The organism is Halopseudomonas pertucinogena (genome assembly GCF_014646575.1).
Taxonomy (GTDB): domain Bacteria; phylum Pseudomonadota; class Gammaproteobacteria; order Pseudomonadales; family Pseudomonadaceae; genus Halopseudomonas; species Halopseudomonas pertucinogena.
In genome coordinates, this window is sequence record NZ_BMNN01000005.1 from 84,757 (window position 1) to 98,723 (window position 13,967).

The window sequence follows — 13,967 nt, forward strand, 5'->3', positions numbered from 1 at the left end:
CTCTCGTGCGCCAGGGAGATGAGGTCGGCCGCTGGCTGGACCAGCTGCTGAAGGGCCAGCAGCACTGGCTGCGCGCTGCGCTGTTGCTGGCGCTGCTCGGCGCCGTGCTGTTCATACTGCAGAGCTGGATACTCGCTGCCCTGTTCAGCTATCTGTTGCAGGTCTGGCACGGGGCTGCCCCGGTGTCGCCACCGGAGGCTGCCTGGCTGCCGGTGCTGTTGCTTTGTCTGCTGCTGCGCCCGGTGCTGCAGTTCGGCCGCGAGCGCCTCAGTCAGCATGCAAGCTGGCAGGCCCGCCGCCAGCTGCGGGAGATGCTCATGCAGAGTCTGGCCTCGCTGGGGCCTGCGCGGCGTCTGATCGGACCGGATGCCCAGCTGGCCAGCCAGGTACTCGAAGAGGTTGACGCACTCGACGGCTATATCAGCCGTTACCAGGTTCAGCGCCAGCTGGTGGTGCTGGTGCCGCTGATGGTATTGGTGGCCACCGCCTGGCACAGCCTGCTGGCGGCCCTGCTGCTGCTTCTGACCGCACCGCTGGTGCCGCTGTTCATGGTGCTGCTGGGGCAGACGGCGGCCAATGCCAGTCAGCGCCAGTTTGTGGCCCTCGGGCGCATGAGCGGGCGCTTTCTCGATCTGTTGCGCGGCCTGCGCACCCTGCGCCACCTGCAGGCGCTGCCCACTGCCCAGCGTGCGGTGGAGCAGGCCGCAGAGGATTACCGCAGCCGCACCATGGGCGTGCTGCGTCTGGCCTTTCTTTCCACCGCGGTGCTGGAGCTGTTTGCCTCGATTGCCATCGCCATGCTGGCTTTGTACCTGGGCATGGGTCTTCTGGGCATGCTGCCCTGGAGCCAGGGCCAGGCCCCGGTGCCCTACCAGAGCGCGCTGTTCATCCTGTTAATGGCCCCGGAATTCTATGCACCCCTGCGTCAGCTCGGCAGCGATTACCACGCCCGCGCCGAAGCCCAGGCCGCGGTGACCGAAATGCTCCCGCTGCTGCAATTCGCTTCTGTGCCACCGCAGGACCCCGTATCGCCTCGCGGGAGCCGCGACCCCGCAGCGATGATGCTCCCGCCCCGTAGGAGCCGCGACCCCGCGGCGATACCGGCCGCCAGGCCGGCAAGCCCACCGACCATAGCCTGCCACGCCCTCACCGTAAGAGACCCCGACATGCCCGCGCGCCTGCTGCCACTGGACATGAAACTGAACCCCGGCGACCGCGTTCTCATACAGGGCCCCAGCGGCAGCGGCAAATCCACCCTGCTACACACCCTGCTGGGGTTTCTCCCGTATCAGGGCGAACTCCTGATCGACGGCCAGCCGCTTGACGCACTCCCCCGTCCGGCCTGGCACTCCCAGGTCAGCTACCTCGCCCAGCAACCGGAGCTGCTGCCCGGCACGGTGGCAGATAACCTGCGGCTGGCCGTCCCTGAGGCGAGCGATGATCAACTGATCCATGTGCTGGAACAGGTAGAACTGTGGCCGCTGCTCAGTCGATTGCCGCTGCAGCTGGACACACCGCTGGGCGAGCGCGGCCTGGGTCTGTCCGGCGGTCAGCTCAGCCGGCTGGCGTTGGCCCGCATGCTGCTGCGCGATACCCCGGTATGGCTGCTGGACGAACCCCTGGGGCATCTGGATGTGGATACTTCTGTTGTCATAGGCGGACTGCTCGAACGGCTGAGCCGCGGCCGCACGCTGCTGCTTGTCAGTCATGGGGATCAGGGGCTGGACTGGATCGAGCGGCGCCTATCGCTGGGGGTGAAGGATGACTGAACAGGCCCCCCGGACGCGACAGCCGATACGTCTGCGCCACCTTTTGCAGACGCGCCGCGCCGGCTGGCTGCTGGCGTTGCTGCTGGGCGGTGTCGCGCTGTTCTCTGCCATCGCTCTGCTGGCCTTGTCCGGCTGGTTCATCACGGCATCAGCCATGGCTGGCCTGGCCGCCGGCTATGTGCTGGATATCTTCCGGCCTGCCGCGGTCATTCGCCTGCTGGCGCTGACCCGCACGCTCGGGCGCTATGGTGAGCGGCTGGCCTCGCATCATGCTGCCCTGGGGCTGTTGCGTGATCTGCGTGCCGGGCTGTTTCGCCGCATCGGCCAGGCGCGGGCGTTGCCCGATCGCAGCGGCGAGGCAATGCATCGGCTGGTATCCGATATCGACCTGCTGGATCAGTTTCCCCTCCGGGTGCTGCTGCCCTGGGCCTGGGCAAGCCTGATGCTCATCATCATGCTCGGCTTTCTCGCCTGGCTGGACCTGACCCTCATGCTGTGGTCACTGCCCGGTCTGCTGCTGGCCTGGCTGATGCCCTGGCTCGGCTACTGGCGTGGGGGTCAGCTGGCGCGGGATGACGTGGAGCGAAACGAGCGTCGCCGGGCCTATCTGCTGGACAGCCTGCATCTGCTTACGCCTCTGCTGCTGTGGCAGCGCTGGCCCCAGCGGGCCGGGGACTTCACCCGGATCGACCAGCAACATCTGGCGCAGCAGGATCGGCAACAGCAGCTCATCAGCCTGCTTACGCTGTTCCAGCAATGGGCGCTGGGCGCCGCCTTGCTGGCACTTGTCTGGCAGGGCTGGCCGCTGCTTGACGCAGGAGCAGTGTCCGTGCCCCTGCTGCTGGCAGGTGTGCTGGCGCTGCTGGGGCTCAGCGAGGCGCTGCTGCCGCTGGCGGGCAGCTTCGTCGCGTTGGGGCTGAGCCAGACGGCGAGGGATCGCGTCAACGGGATGGCGGGACACGACCCGATTGCCGAACCGCGGGTGAGCCCGCGTCCGGTTGCGCCCTTCTCGATGCAATGGGAGCGCCTGGGCGTGCGCTGGCCCGGTGCGATCAACGGCGCCACGGGGCTGAATCTTGCACTGCAGCAGGGCGAGGTACTGTTGCTGCATGGACCGTCCGGTGGTGGCAAATCCACGTTGCTGCAGTTGCTGGCAGGGGAGCCATTGGCTTATGAGGGGCGTTGCCTGCTCAACGGCCGGCCCCTCGAACACTGGGACCTGCGGCGGGTCATGGGCTGGCTGCCGCAGGATGTGGACATCTTTGACCTGTCGCTGGCGGACAACCTGCGGCTGGGCAACCCCGAGGCCAGCGACGCCCAGCTGTGGCAGGCACTGGAGGACGTGGCGCTGGCGGACTGGGTGAGAAACCATCCGCAGCAGCTGGCGCTGCTGCCCGGAGAGCTCGGCACCGCCGTGTCCGGAGGCCAGGCCCGGCGCATCGCCCTGGCCCGCCTGCTGTTGGCCGAACGGCCGATCCTGTTATTGGACGAGCCCTTCGCCGGGTTGGATGAAGCAACCCGGGAAAGGGTGATGGCCTCGCTGATACGGCGCCAGGCCGATGGCCTGCTGATCATCGCCAGCCATCAGCCGGTAACGGGTGAGGGCATCAGATACCTGCGGGTCGGGGAATAACGATTTGTATCCTATCCGCCCCCCGATGGGAGGCTGGGCCACCTACCAGGTATCAACAAACGGTCTCGTTCCCGCCTGCAGCGCCTCCGGCGGCGTCGAGTTCAGCCCGCGCAACAGCCAATCGCGGGTCTCCACGGGATCGATCACCGCATCTATCTCCAGGAAGCTGGCCATGCTGATGCCCTTGCCCCGGGCGTACAGTTCGCCTACCAGCTTGTCGAACAGCGCCTTCTGTTCGGCCGGGTCTTCCAGCGCTGCCAGCTCCTTGGCAAACCCGAGGCGGACTGCGCCCTCAAGCCCCATGGCGCCAAATTCGCTGCTCGGCCAGCCGATGGTGAACATGGGCGCGTGGAAGCTGCCGGCGGCCATGGCCTGGGCGCCGAGCCCGTAGCCCTTGCGCAGCACTACGGTGAAGAACGGAATGCTCAGGCTGGCGGCGGTAACGAAAATGCGCGAGACATGGCGCACCGTGGCCTGCTGCTCCGATTCCGGGCCGACCATGAAGCCGGGGGTGTCGCACAGCGAGACCATCGGCAGACCATGGGCCTGGCACAGCTGCATGAAGCGGGCGGCCTTGTCTCCGCCGGCGGCATCGATGGCGCCGCCCAGATGCATGGGGTTGTTGGCCATCAGGCCGAAAGCCTTGCCGCCGATGCGCACCAGAGCGGTGATCATCCCCGGGGCAAACTCGCGGCGCAGCTCCAGTACCGAGCCGGTGTCCGCCAGCGCGCGGATGACCTCACGGATATCGTAGACCCGCAGGCGGTTCTCCGGAATCAGATGACGCAGCAGGCGTTGGTCGGTGCATTCGCCGCCGGGCAGATCGCCCTGGAAGTAGGACAGGTACTGCTTGGCTACCCGGGTGGCTTCGGCTTCATCCTCCACCAGTACATCGATCACCCCGTTGGGCCCTTGCATGCTGGTGGGGCCGACCTCTTCGGGGGTATAGCTGCCCAGACCGCCGCCCTCGATCATCGCCGGCCCGGCCATGCCGATGGTGGCGTTGCGGGTGGCGATGATTACGTCGCAGCAACCGAGCAGGGCAGCGTTACCGGCAAAGCAGCGGCCGGAGACCACACCGACCAGCGGCACCTGGCCGCTGAGCCTGGCCATGCGCATGAAAGTGGTACAGTCCAGGCCGGCCACGCCGACCTTGTCCACATCCCCTGGTCGACCACCGCCCCCTTCGGCGTAGAGCACCAGCGGCAGGCGCCATTGTTCGGCCAGCTCCAGCATCCGATCAGTCTTCTTGTGGTTCATTACCCCCTGGGTGCCGGCAAATACCGTGTAGTCGTAACTCATGGCCATGCAGCGGGCGGCCTCGGCACCGAACAGTGTGGCATTCACCGTACCGATACCAGCGATCAGGCCGTCGGCCGGGCTCATCTTCAGCAGGTCCTCGTGGCTGCGGCGGGTGCGCTGGGCGGCCAGGGCGAAGCCGCCGTACTCCATGAAGCTGCCCTCATCCAGCAGGTCGGCGAGGTTCTCCCGGGCGGTGCGCTGGCCGGTTTTGCGGCGCCGGGCAACGGCCTCCGGGCGCCGTTCGTCGGTGAGCTGGGCCCGGCGCTCCAGCACTTCCAGGAGGTCGGCGCGGATATGTTCCAGGTCGATCTGTTCTTCGCTGAGTTGCTGGTCGGCGCTGTCGCCGGTGGCTTCGATGAATACCAGCGGACTGCCTTCGAACAGGTTATCCCCCGGAAGGGCTGCCAGTTCGCGGATGGTGCCACTGCACTCGGCCCTGACCACGAACTCCATCTTCATCGCTTCCAGCACGGCGATCTGCTGGCCAACGCTGACGCTGTCGCCAGGTTGAACGTCAAGACTGACCAGTACGCCCTGCACCGGTGTGTTCAGCGCCTGGCTGCCTGCGGGGGGCTGGTGCCCGGCCGGGCGGTTGGCCTGGCTGAGGGGGCTGGTTTGCGCAAACAGATGGGGGTGGGGCTTGTCGCTGGCACCGGTGAGCGCGCCGGCATGGGTTTCGATAAAACCGGTGGTGACCCGGTTGGCCTGTACCTCGGGATGCTGCAGCAGATTCTGCAGAAAATGCAGATTGCTGGTCACGCCTTCAAGGCGGAACTCGCACAGGGCTCGGTAGGCGCGGCGCAGCACCGCCGGGTAGTCCGCATCGGCATGCACGATGAGCTTGGCCAGCAGGGAATCGAATCCGGGGTTGGTGGTGTAGCCGCTGTAACCGTAGCCGTCCACTCGTACGCCGTGCCCGCCCGGGGCCTCGTAGGCGCTGAGGGTGCCACCGCTGGGGCGAGCGCTGCCGTCGGCCTGCATGGCTTCGAGGTTGATGCGCAGCTGTACGGCAAAGCCCCGGGGAGCGGGCACCTGCTGCTGGGTCAGACCCAGCTCGGCCAGAGTGGCACCGGCGGCCAGGCGGATCTGCAATTGGGCCAGATCCAGTCCGGTGACGGCTTCGGTGACCGTGTGCTCGACCTGGATGCGCGGGTTGGACTCCATGAATACAAAGTCGCCGCTGTCCTCATCCACCAGGAATTCCACGGTACACAGACCGCGATAGCCCGCCGCGCTGGTCAGTTTTACCGCGGCATCGAGCATCTGCTCGCGTAACCGCGGGGCCAGGCCGGGCGCCGGTGCCACTTCCAGCAACTTCTGGTGACGGCGCTGCAGGGTACAGTCGCGCTCCCACAGGTGAACAACCTGCTGGCCATCTCCGGCAATCTGTACTTCGATATGCCGGGCGCGGCGGATCAGCCGTTCGATATACAGCTCACCACTGCCGAAGGCCGCCCGGGCCTCGGAACTGCAACGGGTGAAGGCCTCCTCCAGTTGCGCCGGATCCTGCACCACCCGCATGCCCCGGCCGCCGCCGCCCGCCAGGGCCTTGAGCATCACCGCGCTGCCCGGAGGCAGCTGCGCGAAGAACGCTTGAGCCTGTTCCACACTGGTGGCCTGATTGGTGCCCTGCACCAGCGGCACATCCTGTTCCTCGGCCAGCCGCCGGGCGCTGGCCTTGTCGCCGAAGCAGTCCAGTACTCCCGGATCGGGGCCGATGAAGGTGATATCGGCTGCCGCGCAGGCGCGGGCAAATTCCGCGCTCTCGCTGAGAAAGCCGTAACCGGGGTGGACGGCATCGCAGCCGTGTTCCCGGGCCAGCGCGACCAGCTGTTCGATATCCAGGTAGGCGGCAGCTCCGCGCCCTTGCAGGGCAACGGCGGTGTCAGCCTTGCGCAGGTGCAGGGACTGGGCATCATCTTCCGAATACACCGCGACGCTTGGGATATCCAGCTCCGCGGCGGCCCGGGCCAGGCGAATGGCAATCTCGCCACGGTTGGCGATGAGCAGACGTTTGAAGGGCATCAGATCCATTCCTTGAGTTCATTCTTCTTGACCTTGCCGGTGGCGGTCATGGGCAGGGAGTCGACCAGGCGGAGTTCCGGCACCTTGTAGCTGGCCATGACCTCGCGGCACCAGGCGGCGAGGCTGTCGGTGCTCAGGCCGCTGCCGGGTCTGGCCACGACAAAGGCCAGCGGGCTTTCGCCGCGACGCGGGTCCGGCCGACCGATCACCGCTGAGGCGGTAATGTCGGGGTGCTGACCGAGCATGGCTTCCAGCTCCGCCGGGAACACGCTCATGCCGTTGACCTTGAGCATCTCCTTGCGCCGCCCCAGATAGCGGATAAACCCCTGCTCGGTGATCACGCCGCTGTCGCCGGTATGCAGCCAGCCGTCGCGCAGCGCCTCGGCGCTGGCCTCGGGTTTGTTCCAATAGCCCTTGAGCAGGGAAGGCGAGCGCACGCACAGCTCACCTTCGCTGCCCAGCGGCAGCAGTGCGCCGGTATCGAAATCGCAGACCTTGAATTCGGTGCCGGGCACCGGCAGGCCGACAAAGGTCGGTGCGGATTTCAGGTCGAAATCGCCCTCCTGCAAGCCGGCGGTAAAGGTGTCGCAGGTGTGGGTCTCGGTCATGCCGAAACTGGTCTCGAACAGGGTGCAGCCGGTCAGCTCGCGCCAGCGGCGGCGGTACTCGGGGGTCAGTTTCTTGATGAAGGACACGCAACTGGTGACCTGCAGCGAGCTGAGGTCGAACTCGTTGCGCTGCGGGTGATCGAGAATCTCCGCTGCGCTGTCGACCAGCAGCCCGGTGTGATTGACCCGGTAGTGTTGCACGGCGCCCATGAACGCCAGTGCGTCCCAGCGGGCCAGCAACACCAGGGTGGTGCCGCCGAACACCGGAAACAGCAGCCCGGCGTTCTCGCCGGCGATCCAGAATTCGGGCATGAAGTTGAGGCTGACTCGCTCGCTGTCCAGGCCCAGTGCGGCTGGCAGGAAGCTGGCGCAGGTGTAGAGCATGTCACCATGGGTATGGATGCAGCCCTTGGGCAGACCTGTGGTGCCGCCGGTGTAATTCAGCGCGGCAATCTCGTCCAGCATGGGCTCGGGCAGATCGGTGCGCGGCTCGATATCTGCCAGCGCGGGCAGCAGATCGATAGTGTCGGTGATCGGCACTTTGGGTGCCAGCAGCAGATCGGGTACGGCAAAGGGCGGCTCAGCCGGGCATAATTCCGAGAGGCTGGTGCTGATCAGCAGGCGCAGCCGGTATTCCTCGGCTACCTGGCGCACTGCCGGCAGCAGCTGATCGAAGCTGACGATGACCCGGGCGCCGCAGTCCTTCAACTGGTAGGCCAGCTCCATCGGTGTGGCCATCGGGCTGACCGGGCAGTGCACGGCGCCGGCCCTGAGGATGCCGTAGAAGACGATATGCAGCTGCGGGCAGTTGGGCAGATACACGGCCACCCGGTCGCCGGGTTGCACGCCTTTATCCAGCAGCAAGGTGGCGAAGCGGCTGCTCAGGTCATCGAGTTCGGCGTAGCTCAGGTCGTGCCCGTAGAAGCGCACGGCGGGCTTGTCCGGGACGCTCTGCCCCCAGTGCTTCAGGTAGTGGGTGAGGGGGCGCTGGCCCAGCGGGTACTGGGGTTCCCGGGGCTGGCCGGTCGGCCAGACGGCCTGTTGCAGTTCGCGAAGTCGGTCGAGGTAGTCGCGCTCGTGCATGTGGTCACCTGCATTGTTCTTGTCGGTATGCAGACGACATTAAAGCGCTTTCACGCCAATGACAGCATGATTGCCGAGGCGAATGGCGCAGAATCAGTCACGATGGGTGCACCCGCTGCGCAGCGGGTGGGAGGTCAGAACAGTTCGAGCGGGGTGAGGGCATCCTCGGTGCTGTAGCCGCCAATCTCCAGTTCGCTGTAGGAGGGTGGCATGTCTTCTTCCTTGAAGATCTCAAGCAGTGTGCCCGGTGTACCGGGGCGGGCGCTGCGCCCGGTGTAGGGGTCGATGCGCACGCTCACCAGCCCCTCGGGCTGCGGCTGACTGTGCTCGGGACGCCCCTCCAGCGCGGCCGCCATGAAGTCGGTCCAGATCGGCAGTGCGGTGGTGCTGCCGTATTCGCGCCTGCCCAGCGGCGACGGCTGGTCGAACCCTACCCAGACAACGGTCGCATAATCGCCGTTGTAACCGGCGAACCAGCCGTCCTTCTGGTCATTGGTGGTGCCCGTCTTGCCTGCCAGATCCTGGCGATTCAGCGCCCGTGCGCGGGAGCCGGTGCCACGGGTGATCACGTCCTGCAGCATGCTGTTGAGCTGATAGATAGTGCGCGGGTCGATGACCTGCTCGGCGAGTTCCGGCTGGGGCAGTGCCTCATCCGTGGTGAGCCCGCTGTAGGCGTTGATCCGCGCCTGCTGTGCCGGAGCGGCTTCCGGTGTGACCACCGGCCGGGTGAAGTCGATCACGTTCTGCTCGGCGTCCTCGATGCGCTCGATCAGCCAGGGGCTGACTGCATAGCCTCCGTTGGCGATGAGGGCATAGCCGACGGCCATCTGCAGCGGGGTGAGCTCGGGTGTGCCCAGCGAGGAGGAAAGATGGCGCGGCAGATCGCTGCGGCTGAAGCCGAAGCGTTCGATATAGGTCAGTGCCTCGTCTACACCGATGTCCATCATCAGGCGCACCGAAACCAGGTTGCGCGAGCGGTACAGCGCTTCACGCAGGCGGATGGGGCCGAGGAAGTCGCCGCCGGAGTTGCGCGGGCGCCAGTCCTCTTCCTGATGACCGTCATTGAATACCAGGGGGGCATCGTTGGTCAGGCTGGCAGGGGTATAACCATGATCCAGCGCCGCGCTGTAGAGAAACGGCTTGAATGCCGAGCCGGGCTGGCGTCGGGCCTGGGTTACCCGGTTGTAGTTGCTCTGCAGAAAGGAAAAGCCACCGGTCAGGGCCACTATGCTGCCGTCCTGCGGCGACAGGCTCACCAGTGCGCTCTGGGCCTGGGGAAGCTGGGAAAGCACATAGCTGCCGGGCTCGCCGGCTGACTGCACCCGGATCACATCGCCGGGCTGCACCACGTCGGCCGGCTTGCCCGGCTGGGGCCCCATGCTGTTGGCGCTCAGATAGGGACGGGCCCAGCGCATGTCCTCCCAGGCGATGGTGCTGGTCTCGCCATTGCGCAGAACGATGCTGGCTCCCTGTGCACCCACTTCGCTGACGATCGCCGCGCGCAGACCGCCGAGGCTCGGATAGCCGCGCAGCAGGCGCGGCCATTCCGCAGGGGCGACATCCGCATGATTGGCTTCCGCGCCGCGGTAGCCATGACGCCGGTCGTAATCGATCAGCCCCTTGCGCAGCGCCCGGTTGGCCTGTTCCTGCAGCTTGCTGTCGACAGTCGTGTAGACGTGGTAGCCGTCGGTATAGGCGGCGGTGCCGAAGCGTTCGATCATCTCGAGGCGGGCCATTTCCGCTACATAGGGCGCTTCAAGCTCGGGATTGGCGCCGTGATTGCGTGCGCTGACCGGAGCGGCAATGGCTTCCTCGTAGGTAGCCTGATCGATGCTGCCCAACTGCAGCATGCGCGACAGGATCCAGTCACGGCGGATGCGGGCGCGTTCGGGGTTGGCTACCGGATTGAAGGCGGAGGGCGCCTTCGGCAGGCCGGCGATCATCGCCAGCTCGGCCAGCGGGAGTTCGGCAATGGGCTTGCCGTAATAGACATGTGCGGCCGCTTCGATACCATAGGCGCGATTGCCCAGATATATCTTGTTCACATACAGCTCGAAGATCTCGCGCTTGCTCAGCTGACGCTCGATCTGCAACGCCAGGAGGATCTCGTTCAGCTTGCGCGAGAATACCCGGTCGCTGGTGAGAAAGAAGTTCTTCGCCACCTGCATGGTGATGGTGCTGCCGCCCGTCTGAATCTGCCCGGTGCTCACCAGTTCACTGGCAGCCCGCAGCAGGCTGACCGGATCGACCCCGTGATGGTGGAGAAAGTTGTCGTCCTCGGCAGCCAGCAGGGCGTCGATGAACCCCTGGGGAATCTGCTCGAAGCTGATGGGCAGGCGACGCATTTCACCGAATTCGGCGATCAGCTTGTGATCTTTGCTGTAAATGCGCAAAGGGGTTTGCAATTTGACATCGCGCAGTGTATCTACATCTGGAAGGCTGGGGCTGAGGGCCAGGGCAACGCCGCTAAGGACGAGCAGCGGACCACTTGCTGCGGCAACCAGCAGCCAGAAAAGAACAATTAGAAGGCGCATGAGGGATTGATCATTTCCCTGTTAAATGAAACTGTTTACGGATGAAGGGTTGAGAACGGGTTAACAGTCCGCATTATAAGCTCTTTTTTTTCCAATTAGCCATTTGCGCTGGGACAAGGACTGTTATTTAATGTGGTCAAATACGAACCGCCCGTAAGTGGCGGATGCTGATAGGAAATTGGCTTGTGCTAGGGCTCCTCAAGAAAAAATCGAACACGCTGTTGGGTATCGATATCAGCTCCACGACAGTGAAGTTGCTGGAACTCAGCAGAACAGGGAACCGCTACAAGGTGGAAGCGTATGCGGTTGAACCTCTCCCCCCCGGTGCGGTGGCAGAAAAGAATATCGTCGAGCTCGAAGCCGTCGGTCAGACCCTGGAAAAGGTTCTGGCCCGCTCGCGCACGCCGCTGAAACAGGCGGCGGTGGCGGTAGCCGGATCCGCGGTGATCACCAAGATCATCGAGATGGACGCCGGTCTCGATGACAACGAGATGGAAGAACAGATCGCGCTGGAAGCCGATCAGTACATTCCCTATCCCCTTGATGAAGTGGCCATCGACTTCGAGGTGCAGGGCGTCGCGCCGCGCAACCCCGATCGCGTCGAGGTGCTGCTTGCCGCCTGCCGTCGGGAAAACGTGGATATCCGCGAAGCCGCCCTGGCGCTGGCGGGCATCGACGTCAAGGTGGTGGAAGTCGAAGCCTATGCCATGGAGCGGGCCTGTGAACTGGTCATCGATCAGCTCGACGGTAACGCCGAGGACATGACCATTGCGGTCATCGACATCGGCGCCACCATGATGACCCTCAGCGTGCTGAGCGGTGGCCGCACCATCTACACCCGCGAGCAACTGTTCGGTGGCAAGCAGCTTACCGACGAGATTCAGCGCCGCTACGGCCTGTCCCAGGAGGAGGCCGGTCTCGCCAAGAAGCAGGGCGGTCTGCCGGACGACTACGAAGCCGAAGTGCTGCGCCCGTTCAAGGAAGCGGTGGTCCAGCAGGTATCCCGTTCGCTGCAGTTCTTCTTCGCCGGGGGGCAGTACCACGACGTCGACTACATCCTGCTGGCAGGGGGTACCGCATCGATTCCGGGGCTGGATCAGCTGGTTCAGCAGAAGCTCGGCACTGCCACGCTGGTGGCAAACCCCTTTGCAAACATGACCCTCTCGAACAAGGTGAACGCAGTTGCGCTGAGCAATGACGCGCCGGCGCTGATGATCGCCTGTGGTCTGGCAATGAGGAGTTTCGACTGATGGCTCGCATTAACCTGTTACCCTGGCGCGAGCAGCTCAGGGAAGAGCGCAAGAAGCAGTTTCTCTCCATTCTTGTCCTGATAGTGATCGTTGCCGGGCTGCTGGTTTTCCTGGCCGACCGCAATCTGAACGGCAAGATCGACCACCAGAACGCACGCAACGACTTCCTGCGCAAGGAAATCCAGTTGCTGGATGGCCGCATCAAGGAAATCGAACAGCTGCAGGCGCGTCGAACGCAACTGCTGGACCGGATGAAGATCATCCAGGACCTGCAGGGCAACCGTCCGATCATCGTGCGGGTCTTCGATGAGCTGGTGCGTACCATGCCCGATGGCGTGTATTTCACTTCCGTCAACATGAAGGGGTCGGTAGTGAATATCAAGGGCGGTGCCGAGTCGAACAGCCGGGTATCCAACCTGATGCGTCAGATGGATGCTTCTGACTGGCTGACGGCGCCGAACCTGACTGCGGTGAAGGCGGTCACCCAGGGAGCGTTGGATCAGGCCAACGTGTTCGAGATGTCGGTCCGTCAGACCGAGCCGGGCGCGGAAGCCGCTGAGGGAGAACAGCAGCAATGAGTTTTGCTCAATCCATGGAGAGTCTGAAGAAGGTCGATATCAACGACCTTGACTTCAACAATATCGGGTCCTGGCCGGGAGCACTGAAGGTCATCGTCGCCGTCGTGGTATTCGCGGTGCTGCTGTTCCTCGGTTATCACTTCCATCTCAAGGATCTGCAGGCCCGCCTGGAGCGGACCGAGGGCCAGGAAGTGACCCTGCGCAAGGAATTTGCGGACAAGTCCTTCAAGGCTGCCAATCTGGAAGCCTACAAGGCACAGCTGGTGGAGATCGAGGAGCGTTTCGGCACCCTGCTGAAGCAACTGCCGAGCGACACCGAGGTTCCCGGTCTGCTTGAGGATATTACCCAGATGGGTCTCAACAGCGGCCTGGAGTTCGAGTCCATCACGCTGCAGCCGGAAGTGGCCCAGCAATTCTATATCGAGCTGCCGATCCACATCGTGGTGCAGGGCAACTACCATGATATCGCCACCTTCGTCAGCAGCGTCGCCGGCCTGCCGCGCATCGTCACGCTGCACGACTTCGATATCGAGCCGATCAGTGCCGGCAATCCTGATCTGCTGAAGATGAACATCGTCGCCAAGACCTACCGTTACAACGAAGCGGGAGGTCAGCAATGAGCGTATTCAGACCGTTCGCGGGTGCCGTGCTGGTGGTGGGTGCGAGCCTGCTCGCCGGCTGCGGCAGCAACGAGTTCAATGATCTGCAGGTGTTCATGGAAGAAACCAGGGCGCGACCGGCGGGGGCCATCGAGCCGCTGCCCCAGGTCAGACCCTATGAGGCATTCACCTACAGTGCCAGTTCCCTGCGCAGCCCGTTCCAGCCACCGGTCCGTATCGACCTGTCGCAGCGCGAGCGTGGTTCGCAGGATATAAAACCGGATGAGGACCGCCCGAGACAATTCCTCGAAGGCTTCAATATCGAAGGCTTCGAAATGGTCGGCGTGCTCAGCAATCAACAAGGCATGCAGGCGCTGATCCGCGGTGCGGGCAGCGTGCATCGAGTCAAGATCGGCGACTACCTGGGCCGCAACCACGGCCGGGTCACCAGCATCGAGGAAGGTCGTGTCGATGTCGTTGAGATAGTCCCGGATGGTGAAGGTGGTTGGTTGGAGCGACCGCGAACCCTCAGCTTGCCTGAGCGCGGATAAGGTCAACCAGGGAGAGATAACATGAACTGTAAACA

General features: G+C 64.4%; 9 protein-coding genes. 6 read left to right on the forward strand and 3 right to left on the reverse strand.

The annotated features are described in order from the left end of the window. Positions 1–5: 5 nt before the first annotated feature. Positions 6–1,769: a thiol reductant ABC exporter subunit CydD gene (gene cydD, locus IEW63_RS11410; protein WP_188636762.1), complete on the forward strand. Its 1,764-nt coding sequence runs from the start codon at positions 6–8 to the stop codon at positions 1,767–1,769. Continuing rightward, positions 1,762–3,402 carry an amino acid ABC transporter ATP-binding/permease protein gene (locus IEW63_RS11415; RefSeq protein WP_188636763.1) on the forward strand — a complete coding sequence of 547 codons (1,641 nt, stop codon included), beginning with the start codon at positions 1,762–1,764 and terminating at the stop codon, positions 3,400–3,402. The genes cydD and IEW63_RS11415 overlap by 8 nt, the downstream gene beginning before the upstream one ends. Before the next feature lie 42 nt (positions 3,403–3,444). Here the strand turns inward: IEW63_RS11415 and IEW63_RS11420 are convergent, their stop codons facing one another. The 3 genes from IEW63_RS11420 to IEW63_RS11430 all read right to left on the reverse strand — a co-directional run bounded on the left by IEW63_RS11420 (position 3,445) and on the right by IEW63_RS11430 (position 10,954). Continuing rightward, positions 3,445–6,729: an acetyl-CoA carboxylase family protein gene (locus IEW63_RS11420; RefSeq protein WP_188636764.1), complete on the reverse strand. Its 3,285-nt coding sequence runs from the start codon at positions 6,727–6,729 to the stop codon at positions 3,445–3,447. Next, positions 6,729–8,420, reverse strand: a complete 1,692-nt coding sequence (locus IEW63_RS11425) for an AMP-binding protein (protein ID WP_188636765.1) — start codon at positions 8,418–8,420, stop codon at positions 6,729–6,731. The genes IEW63_RS11420 and IEW63_RS11425 overlap by 1 nt, the downstream gene beginning before the upstream one ends. Before the next feature lie 134 nt (positions 8,421–8,554). Then, positions 8,555–10,954 (reverse strand): penicillin-binding protein 1A, encoded by a 2,400-nt coding sequence (locus IEW63_RS11430; RefSeq protein ID WP_188636766.1) that lies wholly within the window; start codon positions 10,952–10,954, stop codon positions 8,555–8,557. A gap of 185 nt (positions 10,955–11,139) precedes the next feature. On the opposite strand from IEW63_RS11430, the gene IEW63_RS11435 reads away from it, so the two are divergent. From IEW63_RS11435 to IEW63_RS11450, 4 genes are read left to right on the forward strand one after another with little or no spacing between them, the layout of a single operon-like run. Further along, positions 11,140–12,204 carry a pilus assembly protein PilM gene (locus IEW63_RS11435; RefSeq protein WP_188636767.1) on the forward strand — a complete coding sequence of 355 codons (1,065 nt, stop codon included), beginning with the start codon at positions 11,140–11,142 and terminating at the stop codon, positions 12,202–12,204. Further along, complete coding sequence (locus tag IEW63_RS11440; RefSeq protein WP_188636768.1) at positions 12,204–12,782, forward strand: PilN domain-containing protein; 579 nt, start codon at positions 12,204–12,206, stop codon at positions 12,780–12,782. Before IEW63_RS11435 ends, IEW63_RS11440 begins: the two co-directional genes overlap by 1 nt. Then, positions 12,779–13,402 (forward strand): type IV pilus inner membrane component PilO, encoded by a 624-nt coding sequence (locus IEW63_RS11445; RefSeq protein WP_188636769.1) that lies wholly within the window; start codon positions 12,779–12,781, stop codon positions 13,400–13,402. The genes IEW63_RS11440 and IEW63_RS11445 overlap by 4 nt, the downstream gene beginning before the upstream one ends. Continuing rightward, positions 13,399–13,932 carry a pilus assembly protein PilP gene (locus tag IEW63_RS11450; RefSeq protein ID WP_188636770.1) on the forward strand — a complete coding sequence of 178 codons (534 nt, stop codon included), beginning with the start codon at positions 13,399–13,401 and terminating at the stop codon, positions 13,930–13,932. The genes IEW63_RS11445 and IEW63_RS11450 overlap by 4 nt, the downstream gene beginning before the upstream one ends. The last annotated feature ends 35 nt before the right edge of the window (positions 13,933–13,967 follow it).

Coding starts and splice junctions, on each gene's coding strand:
- IEW63_RS11415 (WP_188636763.1), top strand. CDS start 1,762: ATGACTGAACAGGCCCCCCGGACGCGACAGCCGATACGTCTGCGCCAC.
- IEW63_RS11420 (WP_188636764.1), bottom strand. CDS start 6,729: ATGCCCTTCAAACGTCTGCTCATCGCCAACCGTGGCGAGATTGCCATT.
- IEW63_RS11425 (WP_188636765.1), bottom strand. CDS start 8,420: ATGCACGAGCGCGACTACCTCGACCGACTTCGCGAACTGCAACAGGCC.
- IEW63_RS11430 (WP_188636766.1), bottom strand. CDS start 10,954: ATGCGCCTTCTAATTGTTCTTTTCTGGCTGCTGGTTGCCGCAGCAAGT.
- IEW63_RS11440 (WP_188636768.1), top strand. CDS start 12,204: ATGGCTCGCATTAACCTGTTACCCTGGCGCGAGCAGCTCAGGGAAGAG.
- IEW63_RS11445 (WP_188636769.1), top strand. CDS start 12,779: ATGAGTTTTGCTCAATCCATGGAGAGTCTGAAGAAGGTCGATATCAAC.
- IEW63_RS11450 (WP_188636770.1), top strand. CDS start 13,399: ATGAGCGTATTCAGACCGTTCGCGGGTGCCGTGCTGGTGGTGGGTGCG.